This is a genomic window from Streptomyces sp. NPDC001100 (genome assembly GCF_053598575.1).
Genome location: NZ_JBSFKO010000036.1, coordinates 18,651 through 32,492 on the forward strand (window position 1 = coordinate 18,651; position 13,842 = coordinate 32,492).

15 protein-coding genes are annotated in these 13,842 nt (G+C 66.9%); 4 read left to right on the top strand and 11 right to left on the bottom strand.

The window, feature by feature from the left end; genetic code table 11:
* Window positions 1-2 precede the first annotated feature (2 nt).
* From ACWDEW_RS37610 to ACWDEW_RS37625, 4 genes are read left to right on the top strand one after another with little or no spacing between them, the layout of a single operon-like run.
* The gene (locus ACWDEW_RS37610; protein WP_450519136.1) at window positions 3-1,454 is read left to right on the top strand and encodes a glycosyltransferase family 2 protein; all 1,452 of its coding nucleotides are present in this window, start codon (window positions 3-5) and stop codon (window positions 1,452-1,454) included.
* 25 nt (window positions 1,455-1,479) lie between these two features.
* Window positions 1,480-2,709, top strand: coding sequence for a glycoside hydrolase family 113 (locus ACWDEW_RS37615; RefSeq protein WP_450519138.1), 1,230 nt, complete (start codon window positions 1,480-1,482; stop codon window positions 2,707-2,709).
* Window positions 2,710-2,725: 16 nt separating this feature from the next.
* The gene (locus tag ACWDEW_RS37620; RefSeq protein WP_450519140.1) at window positions 2,726-3,826 is read left to right on the top strand and encodes a sugar phosphate nucleotidyltransferase; all 1,101 of its coding nucleotides are present in this window, start codon (window positions 2,726-2,728) and stop codon (window positions 3,824-3,826) included.
* Window positions 3,827-3,875: 49 nt separating this feature from the next.
* Window positions 3,876-5,912 (top strand): acyltransferase family protein, encoded by a 2,037-nt coding sequence (locus ACWDEW_RS37625; protein WP_450519142.1) that lies wholly within the window; start codon window positions 3,876-3,878, stop codon window positions 5,910-5,912.
* A gap of 5 nt (window positions 5,913-5,917) precedes the next feature.
* Here ACWDEW_RS37625 and truA read toward each other — a convergent pair whose 3' ends face one another.
* From truA to rplO, 11 genes are all read right to left on the bottom strand, one after another.
* Window positions 5,918-6,757: a tRNA pseudouridine(38-40) synthase TruA gene (gene truA / locus ACWDEW_RS37630; protein ID WP_450519144.1), complete on the bottom strand. Its 840-nt coding sequence runs from the start codon at window positions 6,755-6,757 to the stop codon at window positions 5,918-5,920.
* A 125-nt stretch (window positions 6,758-6,882) separates the two neighbouring features.
* Window positions 6,883-7,380 (bottom strand): 50S ribosomal protein L17, encoded by a 498-nt coding sequence (gene rplQ / locus ACWDEW_RS37635; RefSeq protein WP_450519146.1) that lies wholly within the window; start codon window positions 7,378-7,380, stop codon window positions 6,883-6,885.
* An 83-nt stretch (window positions 7,381-7,463) separates the two neighbouring features.
* Window positions 7,464-8,486 carry a DNA-directed RNA polymerase subunit alpha gene (locus tag ACWDEW_RS37640; RefSeq protein ID WP_019055532.1) on the bottom strand — a complete coding sequence of 341 codons (1,023 nt, stop codon included), beginning with the start codon at window positions 8,484-8,486 and terminating at the stop codon, window positions 7,464-7,466.
* 116 nt (window positions 8,487-8,602) lie between these two features.
* Window positions 8,603-9,007: a 30S ribosomal protein S11 gene (rpsK, locus tag ACWDEW_RS37645; protein WP_003956432.1), complete on the bottom strand. Its 405-nt coding sequence runs from the start codon at window positions 9,005-9,007 to the stop codon at window positions 8,603-8,605.
* A 69-nt stretch (window positions 9,008-9,076) separates the two neighbouring features.
* Window positions 9,077-9,457 (bottom strand): 30S ribosomal protein S13, encoded by a 381-nt coding sequence (gene rpsM / locus ACWDEW_RS37650; RefSeq protein WP_019055531.1) that lies wholly within the window; start codon window positions 9,455-9,457, stop codon window positions 9,077-9,079.
* Window positions 9,458-9,663: 206 nt separating this feature from the next.
* Entirely contained in the window at window positions 9,664-9,777 is a 114-nt protein-coding gene (gene rpmJ / locus ACWDEW_RS37655) for a 50S ribosomal protein L36 (protein WP_003998809.1), read from the bottom strand.
* A 59-nt stretch (window positions 9,778-9,836) separates the two neighbouring features.
* The gene (infA, locus tag ACWDEW_RS37660; RefSeq protein WP_003948620.1) at window positions 9,837-10,058 is read right to left on the bottom strand and encodes a translation initiation factor IF-1; all 222 of its coding nucleotides are present in this window, start codon (window positions 10,056-10,058) and stop codon (window positions 9,837-9,839) included.
* A gap of 247 nt (window positions 10,059-10,305) precedes the next feature.
* Entirely contained in the window at window positions 10,306-11,142 is an 837-nt protein-coding gene (gene map, locus ACWDEW_RS37665; RefSeq protein WP_450519148.1) for a type I methionyl aminopeptidase, read from the bottom strand.
* A gap of 103 nt (window positions 11,143-11,245) precedes the next feature.
* Window positions 11,246-11,905 carry an adenylate kinase gene (locus ACWDEW_RS37670; RefSeq protein WP_026179094.1) on the bottom strand — a complete coding sequence of 220 codons (660 nt, stop codon included), beginning with the start codon at window positions 11,903-11,905 and terminating at the stop codon, window positions 11,246-11,248.
* A complete protein-coding gene (gene secY, locus ACWDEW_RS37675) occupies window positions 11,905-13,218 on the bottom strand; it encodes a preprotein translocase subunit SecY (protein WP_019072277.1) in 1,314 nt (437 codons plus the stop codon). The genes ACWDEW_RS37670 and secY overlap by 1 nt, the downstream gene beginning before the upstream one ends.
* 168 nt (window positions 13,219-13,386) lie before the next feature.
* On the bottom strand, window positions 13,387-13,842 hold the full coding sequence (gene rplO / locus ACWDEW_RS37680; protein WP_043676833.1) for a 50S ribosomal protein L15: 456 nt from the start codon (window positions 13,840-13,842) through the stop codon (window positions 13,387-13,389).

A 13,842-nucleotide genomic window follows, 5' to 3' on the forward strand; every position in this document is an offset into this window, starting at 1 on the left:
TCGTGACAACGACACTGGTCGACGGGGGTATGCCGCATTCGCGGCACAACGCGAAACTGGCACAGCGCACCGCCTCGTGGAAGCCGGGGATCCTGCCGTTCGTCGTCCCCCTGGTGTTCCTGCTCATCTTCAGTCTGTGGTCGTACACCCCGAGCGACTCACCGCTCGCCTGGGTGATCACCATCTGCTGGGCCCTTCCGGTACCCGGTGTCCTGGTCTCCTTCCAGGGCTTCATGCTGATCCGCCGGCGGCTGCGCAAGGCCCATCTGATGACCCCGCCCGCCCCGGTCGACCAGGACTTCCTGATCACGCTCGTGCCCACCATCGGCCGGCACGACACGTACCCGGCCCTGGAGCGGTCCGTCCTCTCCTACGTGGAGCACCTCCCCGAGTGGTTCCCGTACATGCGCGTGGACGTCCTCACCGAGGAGGGCTGCGAGGCGGCCGAGCGGATCGACGCGCTGGCGGCGACCTCCCCCCTGATCCGGGTGGTGACCGTGCCGAAGGCCTACGAGACCAAGAACGGCACCCGCTTCAAGGCCCGCGCCAACAACTACGCCCATGAGCTGCGCATCGAGGAGGGCGAGGCCCTCGACCACGTGTGGGTGCTGCACATGGACGACGACACCGGTGTGGGCCCCGACACCGCGGCCTCCCTCGCCCAGTTCATCAACCGCCAGCGCCGTGCGACCCCGGAAGAGGTCAAGCACATGGCGCAGGGCATCCTCACATATCCGCGCGAGAACGCGGTGAGCCTGCTCACCTGGTTCGCCGACGCCATCCGCCCCGCCGACGACATCGCGCGGTTCCGCGCCTTCACCGGCCTCGGCACCCCGGCCGCGGGCGTGCACGGCGAACTGCTGGTGCTGCGGGCCTCCATCGAGGCCGAGATCGGCTGGGACTTCGGCCCGAAGGAGATCGTCGAGGACGCCCGCCTGGCGCTGACGTTCTGCCGTATCTACCCCGGCCGCAGCGACTGGTTCAACGGCCGCTGCTACGGCGCCTCGCCGGCCAACGCGAAGGACTTCATCAAGCAGCGCGAGCGCTGGGCCTGGGGCCTGGTCGCCCTCTGCTGCAACCGCAAGGTGCCGCTCCGCTACCGCTGGTTCCTGACCATCTGCGTGACGAGCTGGATCCTGGGCCCGCTGCAGCACGTCGGCACGATCATCTTCGTCGGCTGGTTCATCGGGAACATGAACACCTCGCCCGTGACCCAGTCGGTCGTCATCCTGTGGTCGATCAGCTTCGCCTATGTGATCTGGGCGTACTGGGAAGGGCTGCGGCTCAACGCGATCGCCTCGGCGAACGGCAGGCGCAAGTGGTGGGAGCCCATGGCGGTTCTCCTCATGCTGCCCCTCTTCTCCCTGCTCGAAGGCATCGGCGGCATCAAGGGCCTGTGGAAGTTCGTCCGCCGCGAGGAGAACAAGTTCGTCGTCATCGCCAAGCCCGCCTGACACCGAAGAGAAGAAACGAATCTTCATGAAGCGCGCCCGCCTGCCTCTGCTCGCCGTGCTGCCCGTATCCGTCATCTCCTTCGTGCTCGCGGTGCCCTTGGTCGCCGGTGACCATCCGCTGCGCTGGGAATCCGGCTCGCTGCTGCCGACCCTCGTCCTCAAGGGCGACCAGACGGCGGCGAAGAAGACCCCCACCGCCGACGGCACCACCTCGGACGCCTCCGCCCCGGCCGCCGCGAGCCCCGCCAAGGTCGCCCAGGAGTGGAAGAAGGGCATGCCGCAGTGGGGCGTCCAGCTCTACTGGGAGGACAACCCCAAGCACTCCCTCAAGTACATCGAGCAGCAGGCCAGGACCCAGGCCGACTACGTGGTCGGCCTGCACGCCAACTCGATCAGCCTGAGCTTCCCCTTCTACACCGGCACCCGTACGTCCACGGAGATCAGGCGGGGCGACAAGACCCCCACGCCCGAGCGGATCGCCCAGGTCCTGCGGATCTTCCACGAGGCCGGACTGCGGACGACCGTACGGCCGCTCATGGACGAGAAGTCCCTCGACACCGCCAACGGCGGCTGGCGCGGAAACATCAAGCCCACCGACCGCACCGCCTGGTTCGCCTCCTACAAGGCGTTCATGACGCCCTATCTGAAGGCGGCACACAGCGAGCGGGCGGCGACCTTCGTCATCGGCACCGAGCTCAACTCCATGGAGGGCGACCCCCGTTGGGAGACGCTCGTGGACGGCGCCGAGAAGACCTTCGGCGGCGAGGTCGCCTACGACGCCAACTGGGACAACTACGTCGAGGGCCCGATCACCATGCCCGTCAGCCACCTCGGCGTCGACGCGTACTTCCCGGTGAAGGTCGCGGACACCGCGTCGGTGAGCACCCTAGTCGCCGGCTGGAACGACTGGCTGGACAAGAAGGCCACCGGCCCGCTGCCGAAGATCACCATCTCCGAGGCCGGCATCGGTGCCATGAACGGCGCCTACCACTCCCCCGGCAACTTCTACGCCAAGCGGACCGTCAACCCGCAGGTGCAGGCCAACTGGTACACGGCCGTCTGCAAGGTCGTCCAGGAACGGAAGATGAGCGGCGTCTATTGGTGGTCGATCTACTTCGACACCAACCCGAACGTCAAACCCGACGACAAGATCGCCTCCCGGCTCGACTTCGCCGGTCGCCCGCTCTCCGAGAAGGCCATCACGTCCTGTTTCACCTCCGACTACGCGGGTCCCGGTACCACGACCGCCGGCTGACGAGAGCGAGGCAATCATGCGCGAAGCCATCATTCTGGTGGGCGGCAAGGGAACCCGGCTGCGCCCCCTGACGAACCACACCCCGAAGCCGCTGCTCGGCGTGGCGGGCTCCTCCTTCATCCGGCACCAGATCGCCAAGCTGATGGACGCCGGCGTCGAGCACGTCGTGTTCGCCACCTCCTATCTCGCCGGCCTCTTCGAGGAGGAGTTCAGGAACTTCGCCCAGGGCCTGGAGATCTCCTACGCCGTCGAGGAGGTACCGCTCGGCACCGGCGGCGCGATCCGCAACGCCGGCCGGCTGCTGCGCGGCGACGACCCCGAGGCCCCGGTCCTCGTCCTCAACGGCGACATCCTGTCCGGCGTCGACCTGGGCGGCATCGTGGAACTCCACGAGTCCCGGGAAGCGGACGTGACCCTGCACCTCACCCGGGTCGCCGACCCGCGCGCCTTCGGCCTGGTCCCCACCGACGGGGCCGGCCGGGTGCTGTCCTTCCTGGAGAAGCCGAAGACCGCCGAGGAGTGCGTCACCGACCAGATCAACGCGGGCTGCTACGTCTTCCGCCGGTCCGTCCTCGACGCCATCCCGGCCGACCGCGAGGTCTCCGTCGAGCAGGAGACCTTCCCGCAGCTCGTCGCCCAGGGCCGGCCCATCCTCGGCCACACCACCGACGACTACTGGCGCGACCTCGGCACCCCGCTGGCCTTCGTCCACGGCTCAGCCGACCTCGTCACCGGCAAGGTGACCTCCCCCCTCGTGGAGCGGTACGCCGAGGCCCTGATCCATCCCACGGCCACCATCGCCCCGACCGCCCGCGTCACGGGCGGCTCGACGATCGGCCCGGGCGCCGTCATCGGCCCGCACGTGGTCGTCGACCGCTCCATCATCGGCGGCGGCGTCACCGTGGCCGAAGGCACCCGGATCCACGAATCCGTGGTGGACCACGACTCCACGATCGGCCGGGAGTCGCTCCTGCGCGAGGTCGTCGTCGGCTGCCACGCGCACATCGGCGCGGAGAACGAACTGCCCGCCCAGCTGCGGCTGTCGTGCGGCATCCGCATCCCCGCCCAAGGCGTCCGCGTCAGCGGCACGGCCGCCGCCTGCCTGACGGCCCACTGAATTCACCGGCCCGCCCCTACCGGCCCGTCCGGACAGTTACTGGAGAACCGTGACGACCCTCACCCGCCATCGAACAACGGCCCCGCAGACAGAGCGTCTTCGCAAGTACCGGCCGGACATCCAGGGCCTGCGTGCCGTCGCCATCATGATGGTGGTCGCCATGCACGTCGGTCTGGTCGACATCCACGGCGGTGTGGATGTGAGCTTCGTGCTGAGCGGCTTCCTGATCGGCAGCCAGCTGCTCGCCGAGATCGACAGAACCGGCAAGGTGTCGCTGAGCAAGTTCTGGGCGCGCCGCATGCGCCGGCTCGCCCCGGGCATGGCGCTCGTCATCGTCGTCACCGCGGCCCTGGCGTGGCTCTACGCCAGCCCGCTCAGGTTCCGCTCCGACATGAAGGACGGTCTCTCCTCGGCGCTCAGCGTCATGAACTGGCGCCTCGCCGAGACCGGCACCGACTACTTCGCCAACGACGGCACCCAGTCCCCGTACCAGCACTTCTGGTCCCTGGGCATCGAGGAGCAGTTCTATCTGGCCGCCCCGCTCGCCCTCGTCGCCGTGGCCTGGCTCAGCCGCCTGATCTTCCGCAACCGCGCCCTGGTCGCCGTGTTCCTGATGGCCGTGATCGCCGGCTCGCTGTACCTGTCCGTCAAGCAGACCGTCTCGAACCAGCCCCTCGCCTACTTCGGCACCCAGACCCGCATCTGGGAGCTCGCCTCCGGCATCCTCCTCGCCCTGAGCGCGCCCCTCCTGTCCCGCATGAACGTCGCTCTCGCGGGCGTCGTCTCCTGGCTGGGCCTCGTCACCACGATCGGCACCGCGCTCCTCATCACCAAGGAGACGCCCCTGCCCGGATACGCGGTGGGCGGCCCGGTGCTCGGCGCCTGCATGATCATCGCCGGCGGCTGCGCGGCTCCCCGCCTGGGCGTGGAACGGCTGCTGGACAACCCGGTGTTCAACTTCATCGGCAACGTCAGCTACGGCTGGTACCTCTGGCACTGGCCGATCCTCATCCTCTGGCCGGACATCGTGGGCCGGGACATGTCGTACTCGGACCGCTTCCGCGTCGTCTTCCTGTCCTTCTTCCTCGCGATCCTCATGTACTACGCCTTCGAACTCCGCTTCAGGACGAACAAGGAACTGGTCGCCCGCCCCTGGAAGGGCATCCTCACCGGCGCCACCGCCATCGCCACCGCGGCCGGGGCCATGGCCTTCGCGATGGTCGCCCCGCTGAACCTCTCGACCTCGGGCTCCGTCGCCGACTCGGGCAGCGTCGGCTACTCCGACGCCGACTCGGTGAAGAGCTCCGTACTGCAGAAGAAGCTCTCGGCGACCACCCTCAACGCCCTCCCGAACTCCAAGGAGGACCACACCCACTACGGCTGCATCGACGACACCGACGTCAAGAAGTTCGTCATGCGCGACAACTGCGTCATCGGCGACACCGCGGGCAGGACCACGACGGTCGTCATCGGCGACTCGCACGCCTGGCAGTGGGGCGACGCCTTCCACCAGCTCGGCCGGCAGCTGCACACCAAGGTGGTGACCATGGCGAAGGGCGGCTGCTCCCCCGAGATCTACTCGATCACCAACCCCGAGCTGAACCGCGAGTACTCCGAGTGCGACAGCTGGCGGCAGTCGGCGTTCGAGGAGATCAAGACACTCCACCCCGAGGTCGTCGTCGTCACCAGCCGTATCCGCCAGGAGGTGACGGAGTCCGGCGCGGAGAAGGCCTTCAAGGTCCTGGAGGCGTCCGGCGCCAAGCTCATCTACATCACGGACACACCCCAGCCCGGCCGGAACGTCCCGGACTGCCTCGCCACCCACACCGACGACGTCCCCGCCTGCAACCCCAAGCAGGACGCGGCGATCCAGTTCCCCGAGTTCCGGGCCACCGAGCAGAAGGTGGCCGTACGGCACGGCGCCGAGGTCATCGACGTGCTGCCCGCGTTCTGCGCGAGCGGCGTCTGCCCGACGGTGATCTCCCACCAGATCGTCTACTTCGACTCCAGCCACATCACGGCCGGCTACGCGAAGTCCCTGGCGCCCTACCTCAAGCCGACCCTGCGGAAGGCTCTGGCCGGCTGATCAGTTCACGACCCCCGTACCCGGCGGGCCTGCAGCTGCCGCTCCGCCAGCAGCTCGTCCGCCGGGTACGCGACCTCCTCCAGCGTCAGCCCGTGCGGCCGTACGACATGCACGGCACTGTCCCGCACCCCCGCGTCCAGCACCTTCCGCGGCCAGTCCGCACCCCGGTGCCCGTCGCCGACGAACAGCAACGCCCCCACCATGGACCGCACTTGGTTGTGGCAGAAGGCATCGGCCCGGACCTCGATCTCGACGACACCGTCGCCCCGCCGCCGCACCCCGAAGTCGAGGATCTCCCGGATCGTCGTCGCCCCTTCACGCTTCTTCGCATAAGCGGCGAAGTCATGTTCCCCCACAAGGGACTTGGCGGCGGCATCCATCACGTCGACGTCCAACTCCCAGTCGTGCCACAGCACATGGTTCCGCAGCAGGGGGTCCACTCCCCCCGGCCGGTCCCCAACGCGGTACACATAGCGCCGCCACAGCGCCGCGAACCGCGCGTTGAAGCCCTCGGGAGCCTCCGCGACCCCCCACACCCGCACGTCCTTCGGCAGCCGCCCCGCGAGCCGCTTGAGCAGCTTCTCCCGGTGCTCGGCCCACACCTCCACCGGCAGATCGACATGCGCCACCTGCCCCCGCGCATGCACCCCGGCATCGGTCCGCCCGGCAACAGTCAGGTCGTACGCCGCAGCCCCCGACCGAGTCACGGTCCGCAACGCGTCCTCGACCTCCCCCTGCACGGTCCGCCGCCCCCCGGCCTGTTTGGCCCACCCGGAGAACGCGGTCCCGTCGTAGGAGAGGTCCAGCCGCACACGAACAAACCCGGCCGCTACGTCATCACTCACACCGAGATCCTTTCACCTACACAAAAGCGGGCCCGCTCCAAAAGGAGCGGGCCCACTGGAGCGCCCCTTCAGGGGCGCGGGGAACTGCGCGACCAGCCACGACGGCGGGTCAGCCAAAAACGGCGTTACGCGTCCTTGGCCTCTTCGTCGGCCTCAACCTCAGCCGGCTTCGCGTCCTCAACCGGAGCCTCGACAACAGCCTCGGCGTCCTTCGCGGCACGCTTCGTCGCCGCCTCGGCCTCACCCGTCGCGGCCTGTGCGACAGTCAGCGCCTCGACGAGCTCGATGACAGCCATGGGCGCGTTGTCGCCACGACGGTTACCGATCTTGGTGATACGGGTGTAGCCACCGGGACGGTTCTCGTAGCGCGGGCCGATCTCGGTGAAGAGCGTGTGGACGACGCTCTTGTCCGTGATCACCTGGAGCACCTGACGGCGGTTGTGAAGGTCGCCCTTCTTCGCCTTGGTGACCAGACGCTCGGCGTAGGGCCGCAGCTTGCGGGCCTTCGCCTCGGTGGTGGTGATACGGCCGTGCTCGAAGAGGCTCTTCGCGAGGTTCGCGATGAGCAGCTTCTCATGCGCGGCGCTGCCGCCCAGACGGGCACCCTTGGTGGGCTTCGGCATTTCTTTCTCCTTGGTATCTGCCCCGGCCGTATGAGGTACCGGGGTCAGGACCCGGTGAGCGGACGCTCACCGGCAACAACCGATCAGTACTGCTCGGTCTCCACAAAACCCGCGTCCACGTCGTCGTCGGCGCCGAAGGCGTCGGCAGCGGCCGTCGGGTCGAATCCGGGCGGGCTGTCCTTCAGCGCCAGGCCCATGCCGGCCAGCTTCGCCTTGACCTCGTCGATGGACTTCGCACCGAAGTTGCGGATGTCCAGGAGGTCGGCCTCGGAACGAGCCACGAGCTCACCCACGGAGTGGATGCCCTCGCGCTTGAGGCAGTTGTAGGAGCGGACGGTGAGTTCCAGCTCCTCGATCGGCAGGGCGAGGTCGGCGGCCAGGGCGGCGTCCGTCGGGGACGGGCCCATGTCGATGCCCTCGGCGTCGATGTTCAGCTCGCGGGCGAGACCGAACAGCTCCACCAGGGTCTTGCCGGCCGACGCCATCGCGTCACGGGGACGCATCGCCTGCTTGGTCTCGACGTCGACGATCAGCTTGTCGAAGTCGGTGCGCTGCTCGACACGCGTCGCCTCGACCTTGTATGTGACCTTCAGCACCGGCGAGTAGATCGAGTCGACCGGGATACGGCCGATCTCCTGACCCACCTGCTTGTTCTGCACGGCGGAGACGTAGCCGCGGCCACGCTCGACCGTCAGCTCCATCTCCAGCTTGCCCTTGCCGTTGAGCGTGGCGAGGACGAGGTCGGGGTTGTGCACCTCGACACCGGCCGGGGGCGCGATGTCGGCGGCGGTGACCAGACCCGGACCCTGCTTGCGCAGGTACATCACGACCGGCTCGTCGTGCTCACTGCTCACGACCAGCTGCTTGATGTTGAGGATCAGGTCGGTGACGTCCTCCTTGACGCCCGGCACGGTGGTGAACTCGTGCAGAACGCCGTCGATCCGGATGCTGGTGACAGCGGCTCCGGGGATCGAGGAGAGGAGCGTACGACGGAGGGAGTTGCCGAGGGTGTAGCCGAAGCCGGGCTCCAGCGGCTCGATCACGAACCGCGAACGGAACTCGTCAACGACCTCTTCGGTCAGAGACGGACGCTGAGCGATCAGCATGAGGTGATTCCTTCAGTCATGGACACCCACTATTTGATGTCCTGCTGTTCCTACAAGGGTACGGGCGATACGGCACCGAAGTGCCGTACCGCCCGCATCCTCAAGACAACCGTGCGTCAGACGCGGCGGCGCTTCGGCGGACGGCAGCCGTTGTGCGGGGTGGGGGTGACGTCCTGGATGGAGCCGACCTCAAGACCGGTGGCCTGGAGGGAGCGGATCGCGGTCTCGCGACCGGAGCCCGGGCCCTTCACGAAGACGTCGACCTTGCGCATGCCGTGCTCCTGCGCGCGACGGGCAGCCGACTCGGCGGCCATCTGCGCGGCGAACGGGGTGGACTTGCGCGAGCCCTTGAAGCCGACGTGGCCGGCGGAGGCCCAGGAGATCACGTTGCCCGAGGGGTCCGTGATCGAGACGATCGTGTTGTTGAACGTGCTCTTGATGTGCGCGTGGCCGTGAGCGACGTTCTTCTTTTCCTTGCGGCGCACCTTCTTGGCAGCGCCCTGACGACCCTTGGGGGGCATCTATTACTCCTACGGGGAGGTGGTCGGTCCTACAGCGAAGACCGCTGGTGAAGCGTTGTCCGCTGTGGACTACTTCTTGCCCGGCTTCTTCTTGCCGGCGATGGCGCGACGCGGACCCTTGCGGGTACGAGCGTTCGTGCTGGTGCGCTGACCGCGAACGGGCAGACCACGACGGTGACGGAGACCCTGGTAGCAGCCGATCTCCACCTTGCGGCGGATGTCGGCCTGGATCTCGCGACGGAGGTCACCCTCGGTCTTGATGTTGGCGTCGACGTACTCACGAATCGCGACGAGCTGCTCTTCCGAGAGGTCGCGAACGCGGGTGTTGGGGTCGATGCCGGTCTCGGCCAGCGTCAGCTGGGAAAGGGTCCGACCAATGCCGAACACGTAGGTGAGGGCGACCTCCACGCGCTTTTCGCGCGGGATGTCGACACCGGAAACGCGTGCCATTCAATGGCTCCAGTTGATCTTCGGAGGTCTTCCGCAGAACCGGATCCCAGCCGCCGGCCTCTTCTGTCGAAGATTTGGTACGGCGTGGGTCCCCAGCCTCCGAGCCGGGGGTGTCGGGCGCCTACTACGCCCGGGTCCTGCGTATGAACATGTACTGCTCGCGTCGCGCGAAACTCTGCGAAAAGATGCAGAGGGAAGGTCGTGCGTCAGCCCTGGCGCTGCTTGTGGCGCGGGTTCTCGCAGATGACCATGACCCGACCGTGACGGCGGATCACCCTGCACTTGTCGCAGATCTTCTTGACGCTCGGCTTGACCTTCATTGGTGAGGTTCTCCGGGTCAGTTGCTTTCGGCACCGCTCGCGCGGAACCTGGGCAAGATCTACTTGTAGCGGTAGACGATCCGGCCACGCGTGAGGTCGTACGGAGACAGCTCCACCACGACCCGGTCGTCAGGGAGGATACGGATGTAGTGCATACGCATCTTGCCGCTGATGTGTGCCAGGACCTGGTGGCCGTTCTGGAGCTCGACCTTGAACATGGCGTTCGGAAGAGACTCGACGACAGTGCCCTCGATCTCGATGGCACCTTGCTTCTTGGCCACGCTTCGCCCTTCGAATCGACTACCTTGATCGACTCAGTGCGTTCCCCTTGCGGGGTGCATGCGGACATGCGGGTGCACGAGAGCCGACGAGTCAGTCTACGTCAGGGCCCTCGGAAAGACGAATCGATGGAGGATGCCCCGGTCCAGAGATCATTAAGCACGCGGGGCTCTGCAGCGCCCTGAGAGAAGCGCCCTGAAGGGGCGCGGGGAACTGCGCGACCAACCCCCACCGGGCCCGCGGCCGAAACTACGCAACGGGATCCGGCGCAGCCGTGATCCCGTGCTCAGCCAGCTTCGCCTTACCCCCGTCGGGAGCCGTCAGTACCAGCGGCCCCTCCTCGGTCAGGGCAACCGAGTGCTCCCAGTGCGACGACCACGTCCCGTCGGTCGTGATCACCGTCCAGTCGTCGGACAGCACCTCGGTCTTCGGCGTACCGAGCGACACCATCGGCTCGATCGCCAGGCAGAACCCGGGAATCAGCTTCGGCCCCTTGCCCCGCCGCTTCTCCACGTAGTTCAGCAGATGCGGGTCCATGTGCATCTCGGTGCCGATGCCGTGACCGCCGTAGTCCTCGACGATCCCGTACTTGCCGCCGCCCGGCTTCGGCTGGCGGCGGATGTACGTCTCGATGGCGCGGGAGATGTCGACGAGCCGGTTGCCCAGCTTCATCGCGGCGATGCCGGCCCACATCGACTCCTCGGTCACCCGGGAGAGCTCGATGAGTTCCGGGGCGTGGCCGGAGCCGACGAACGCGGTGTACGCCGCGTCGCCGTGCCAGCCGTCGATGATCGCGCCGCAGTCGATGGAGATGATGTCGCCGTCCTTCAGCACCACCTCGTCGGACGGGATGCCGTGGACGACGACCTCGTTCACCGAGGTGCAGATGGTGGCCGGGAAGCCGCCGTAGCCGAGGAAGTTGGGCTTCGCGTTGTGGTCGGCGAGGACCTTGCGGGCGACCTCGTCCAGATCCTTCGTGCTCGCGCCGGGTACGGCCGCTTCACGCGTTGCCGCGTGGATCGCGGCGACGACCAGCCCCGCCTCGCGCATCTTGACGATCTGCTCGGGGGTCTTGATCTGCACCATGGGGGCCTGCGCTCTCCGTCTTCCGCGTCACATGGGATATGGCTGTACACAACAGTACGGCCGCGACGCCCCTGGGGGCACCGCGGCCGGTTCTGCCGGGCGACTACTTGTCGTCGTCGCGCTTCAGCGCGTCCAGCGCGCGCTGGGTGATCTCGTCCACCGGGCCGAGCGAGGAGATCGTGACCACCAGGCCCTGGGCCTTGTAGTAGTCGATGATCGGCTCGGTCTGCGTGTGGTAGACCTCCAGCCGGGTGCGGACCGTGTCCTCGGAGTCGTCGTCGCGCTGGTACAGCTCGCCGCCGCAGGTGTCACAGACACCGTCCTGCTTGGGCGGGCTGTACGTCACGTGGAAGACGTGGCTGGAGTCCTTCCGGCAGATGCGGCGGCCGGCGATGCGCTTGACCACCTCTTCCTCGGAGACCTCCAGGTCCAGCACCGCGTCCAGCTTGATGCCCTCGGTCTTCAGCAGTTCGTCCAGCGCCTCGGCCTGCGACACATTGCGCGGAAAACCGTCCAGGAGAAAGCCGTTGACAGCGTCCGGCTGCTCCATGCGGTCCTTGGCCATCGCGATGGTGACCTCGTCCGGGACCAGGTTGCCCGCGTCCATGTAGGACTTCGCCAGTTTGCCGAGTTCCGTGGCCTGACTGATGTTGGCACGGAAGAGATCGCCGGTGGAGATGTGCGGGATGTGCAGCGTCTTGGCCAGTCGCACAGCCTGCGTTCCCTTACCGGCACCCGGCGGCCCGACGAGGACGATTCGCATCAGCGGAGGAACCCTTCGTAATTGCGCTGCTGGAGCTGGCTCTCGATCTGCTTCACCGTCTCGAGACCGACACCCACGATGATGAGGATGCTGGTCCCGCCGAACGGGAAGTTGCCGCTTGCGTTGAAACCGACCAACGCCATCGTCGGTACGAGAGCGATCAGACCCAGATACAGCGAACCCGGCCAGGTGATCCGGTTGAGTACGTAACTCAGGTACTCAGCGGTGGGCCGGCCAGCCCGGATGCCCGGGATGAAGCCACCATACTTCTTCATGTTGTCGGCGACTTCCTCGGGGTTGAACGAGATCGCCACGTAGAAGAACGCGAAGAAAACGATGAGGAGGAAGTAGCTGACCAGGTAGATCGGGTGGTCGCCCTTGGTCAGGTTCTGTGTCACCCAGGTCTTCCAGGCGGAGTCTCCGCTGGAGAACTGCGCGACCAGAGCCGGGATGTAGAGCAGCGAGGACGCGAAGATGACGGGAATCACACCCGCCTGATTGACCTTCAGCGGGATGTAGGTCGACGTACCGCCGTAGGAACGGCGGCCGATCATGCGCTTCGCGTACTGGACGGGGATGCGGCGCTGGGCCTGTTCGACGAAGACCACCAGGCCGACCATGACGAGGCCGACGAGGATGACGGTGCCGAACTCGATCCAGCCGTCGGCCAGCGTGCCCTGCTTCTTGATGGCCCACAGCGCGGACGGGAAGGTGGCCGCGATCGAGATGAACATCAGGATCGACATGCCGTTGCCGATGCCGCGGTCGGTGATGAGCTCGCCGAGCCACATCACGACGCCGGTGCCGGCGGTCATGGTGACGACCATGGTGATGGTCGTGAAGATGGCACGGTCCGGGACGATGCTCGTCGCGACCGTGCAGCCGGAGAAGAGGGCGCCGCTGCGGGCGGTGGCCACCAGGCCGGTGCCCTGCAGGATGGCGAGCGCCACGGTCAGATAGCGCGTGTACTGCGTGATCTTCGCCGTACCGGCCTGGCCCTCCTTCTTGAGGGCCTCCAGACGCGGGATCACCACGGTCAGCAGCTGAAGAATGATGCTCGCCGTGATGTACGGCATGATGCCGAGCGCGAAGACCGTGATCTGCAGCAGCGCACCGCCGGAGAACATGTTGACCAGTCCGAAGAGGCCCTGGTTGCCGGAGGCCTCGGTCACACACTGCTGTACGGCCGTGTAGTTGACGCCGGGGATCGGGACGTGGGTACCGACCCGGTAGACCACGATGATGCCCAGCGTGAAGAGCAGCTTCTTGCGCAGGTCGGGCGTCCTGAACGCCCGGGCGAACGCGGTGAGCACGGTGCCTCCTGCGACCCCCGCGCCAGTGCGTCAAGGGTGACGGTCTTGAGGTTCGACGAATAAGAACAGTGCAGGCCACCTTACCGGCGACTCTGCCCCCGTGGAACGACCAACCGGGGATACCCCGTTATGGGGTATCCCCGGTCGGGATCGCTTATGTCATCGCGCTCAGACGAGCTCGGTGACGGTACCGCCAGCGGCGGTGATCTTCTCCTTGGCGGAACCGGAGACGGCGTCCACCGTCACCTGCAGCGCCACGGAGATCTCGCCCTGGCCGAGGACCTTGACGAGGCTGTTCTTGCGAACGGCACCGTTGGCGACGAGACCCTCTACGGTGACCTCGCCACCTTCCGGGTACAGGGACGCCAGCTTGTCGAGGTTCACGACCTGGTACTCGGTCTTGAACGGGTTGCGGAAGCCCTTGAGCTTCGGAAGACGCATGTGGAGGGGCATCTGGCCACCCTCGAAGCGCTCCGGAACCTGGTAACGGGCCTTCGTACCCTTGGTTCCACGACCGGCCGTCTTACCCTTCGACGCCTCACCACGACCCACACGGGTCTTGGCGGTCTTGGCGCCCGGGGCGGGACGGAGGTTGTGGATCTTGAGCGGGTTGTTCTCCGCCAT

Bases quoted from the DNA above. Each gene is read 5' to 3' on its own strand.
- ACWDEW_RS37615 (WP_450519138.1), top strand. From the start codon at position 1,480: ATGAAGCGCGCCCGCCTGCCTCTGCTCGCCGTGCTGCCCGTATCCGTC.
- ACWDEW_RS37620 (WP_450519140.1), top strand. From the start codon at position 2,726: ATGCGCGAAGCCATCATTCTGGTGGGCGGCAAGGGAACCCGGCTGCGC.
- rplQ (WP_450519146.1), bottom strand. From the start codon at position 7,380: ATGCCGAAGCCCACCAAGGGTGCCCGTCTGGGCGGCAGCGCCGCGCAT.
- ACWDEW_RS37640 (WP_019055532.1), bottom strand. From the start codon at position 8,486: ATGCTGATCGCTCAGCGTCCGTCTCTGACCGAAGAGGTCGTTGACGAG.
- rpsK (WP_003956432.1), bottom strand. From the start codon at position 9,007: ATGCCCCCCAAGGGTCGTCAGGGCGCTGCCAAGAAGGTGCGCCGCAAG.
- rpsM (WP_019055531.1), bottom strand. From the start codon at position 9,457: ATGGCACGCGTTTCCGGTGTCGACATCCCGCGCGAAAAGCGCGTGGAG.
- rpmJ (WP_003998809.1), bottom strand. From the start codon at position 9,777: ATGAAGGTCAAGCCGAGCGTCAAGAAGATCTGCGACAAGTGCAGGGTG.
- map (WP_450519148.1), bottom strand. From the start codon at position 11,142: ATGGTGCAGATCAAGACCCCCGAGCAGATCGTCAAGATGCGCGAGGCG.
- ACWDEW_RS37670 (WP_026179094.1), bottom strand. From the start codon at position 11,905: ATGCGAATCGTCCTCGTCGGGCCGCCGGGTGCCGGTAAGGGAACGCAG.
- rplO (WP_043676833.1), bottom strand. From the start codon at position 13,842: ATGGCGGAGAACAACCCGCTCAAGATCCACAACCTCCGTCCCGCCCCG.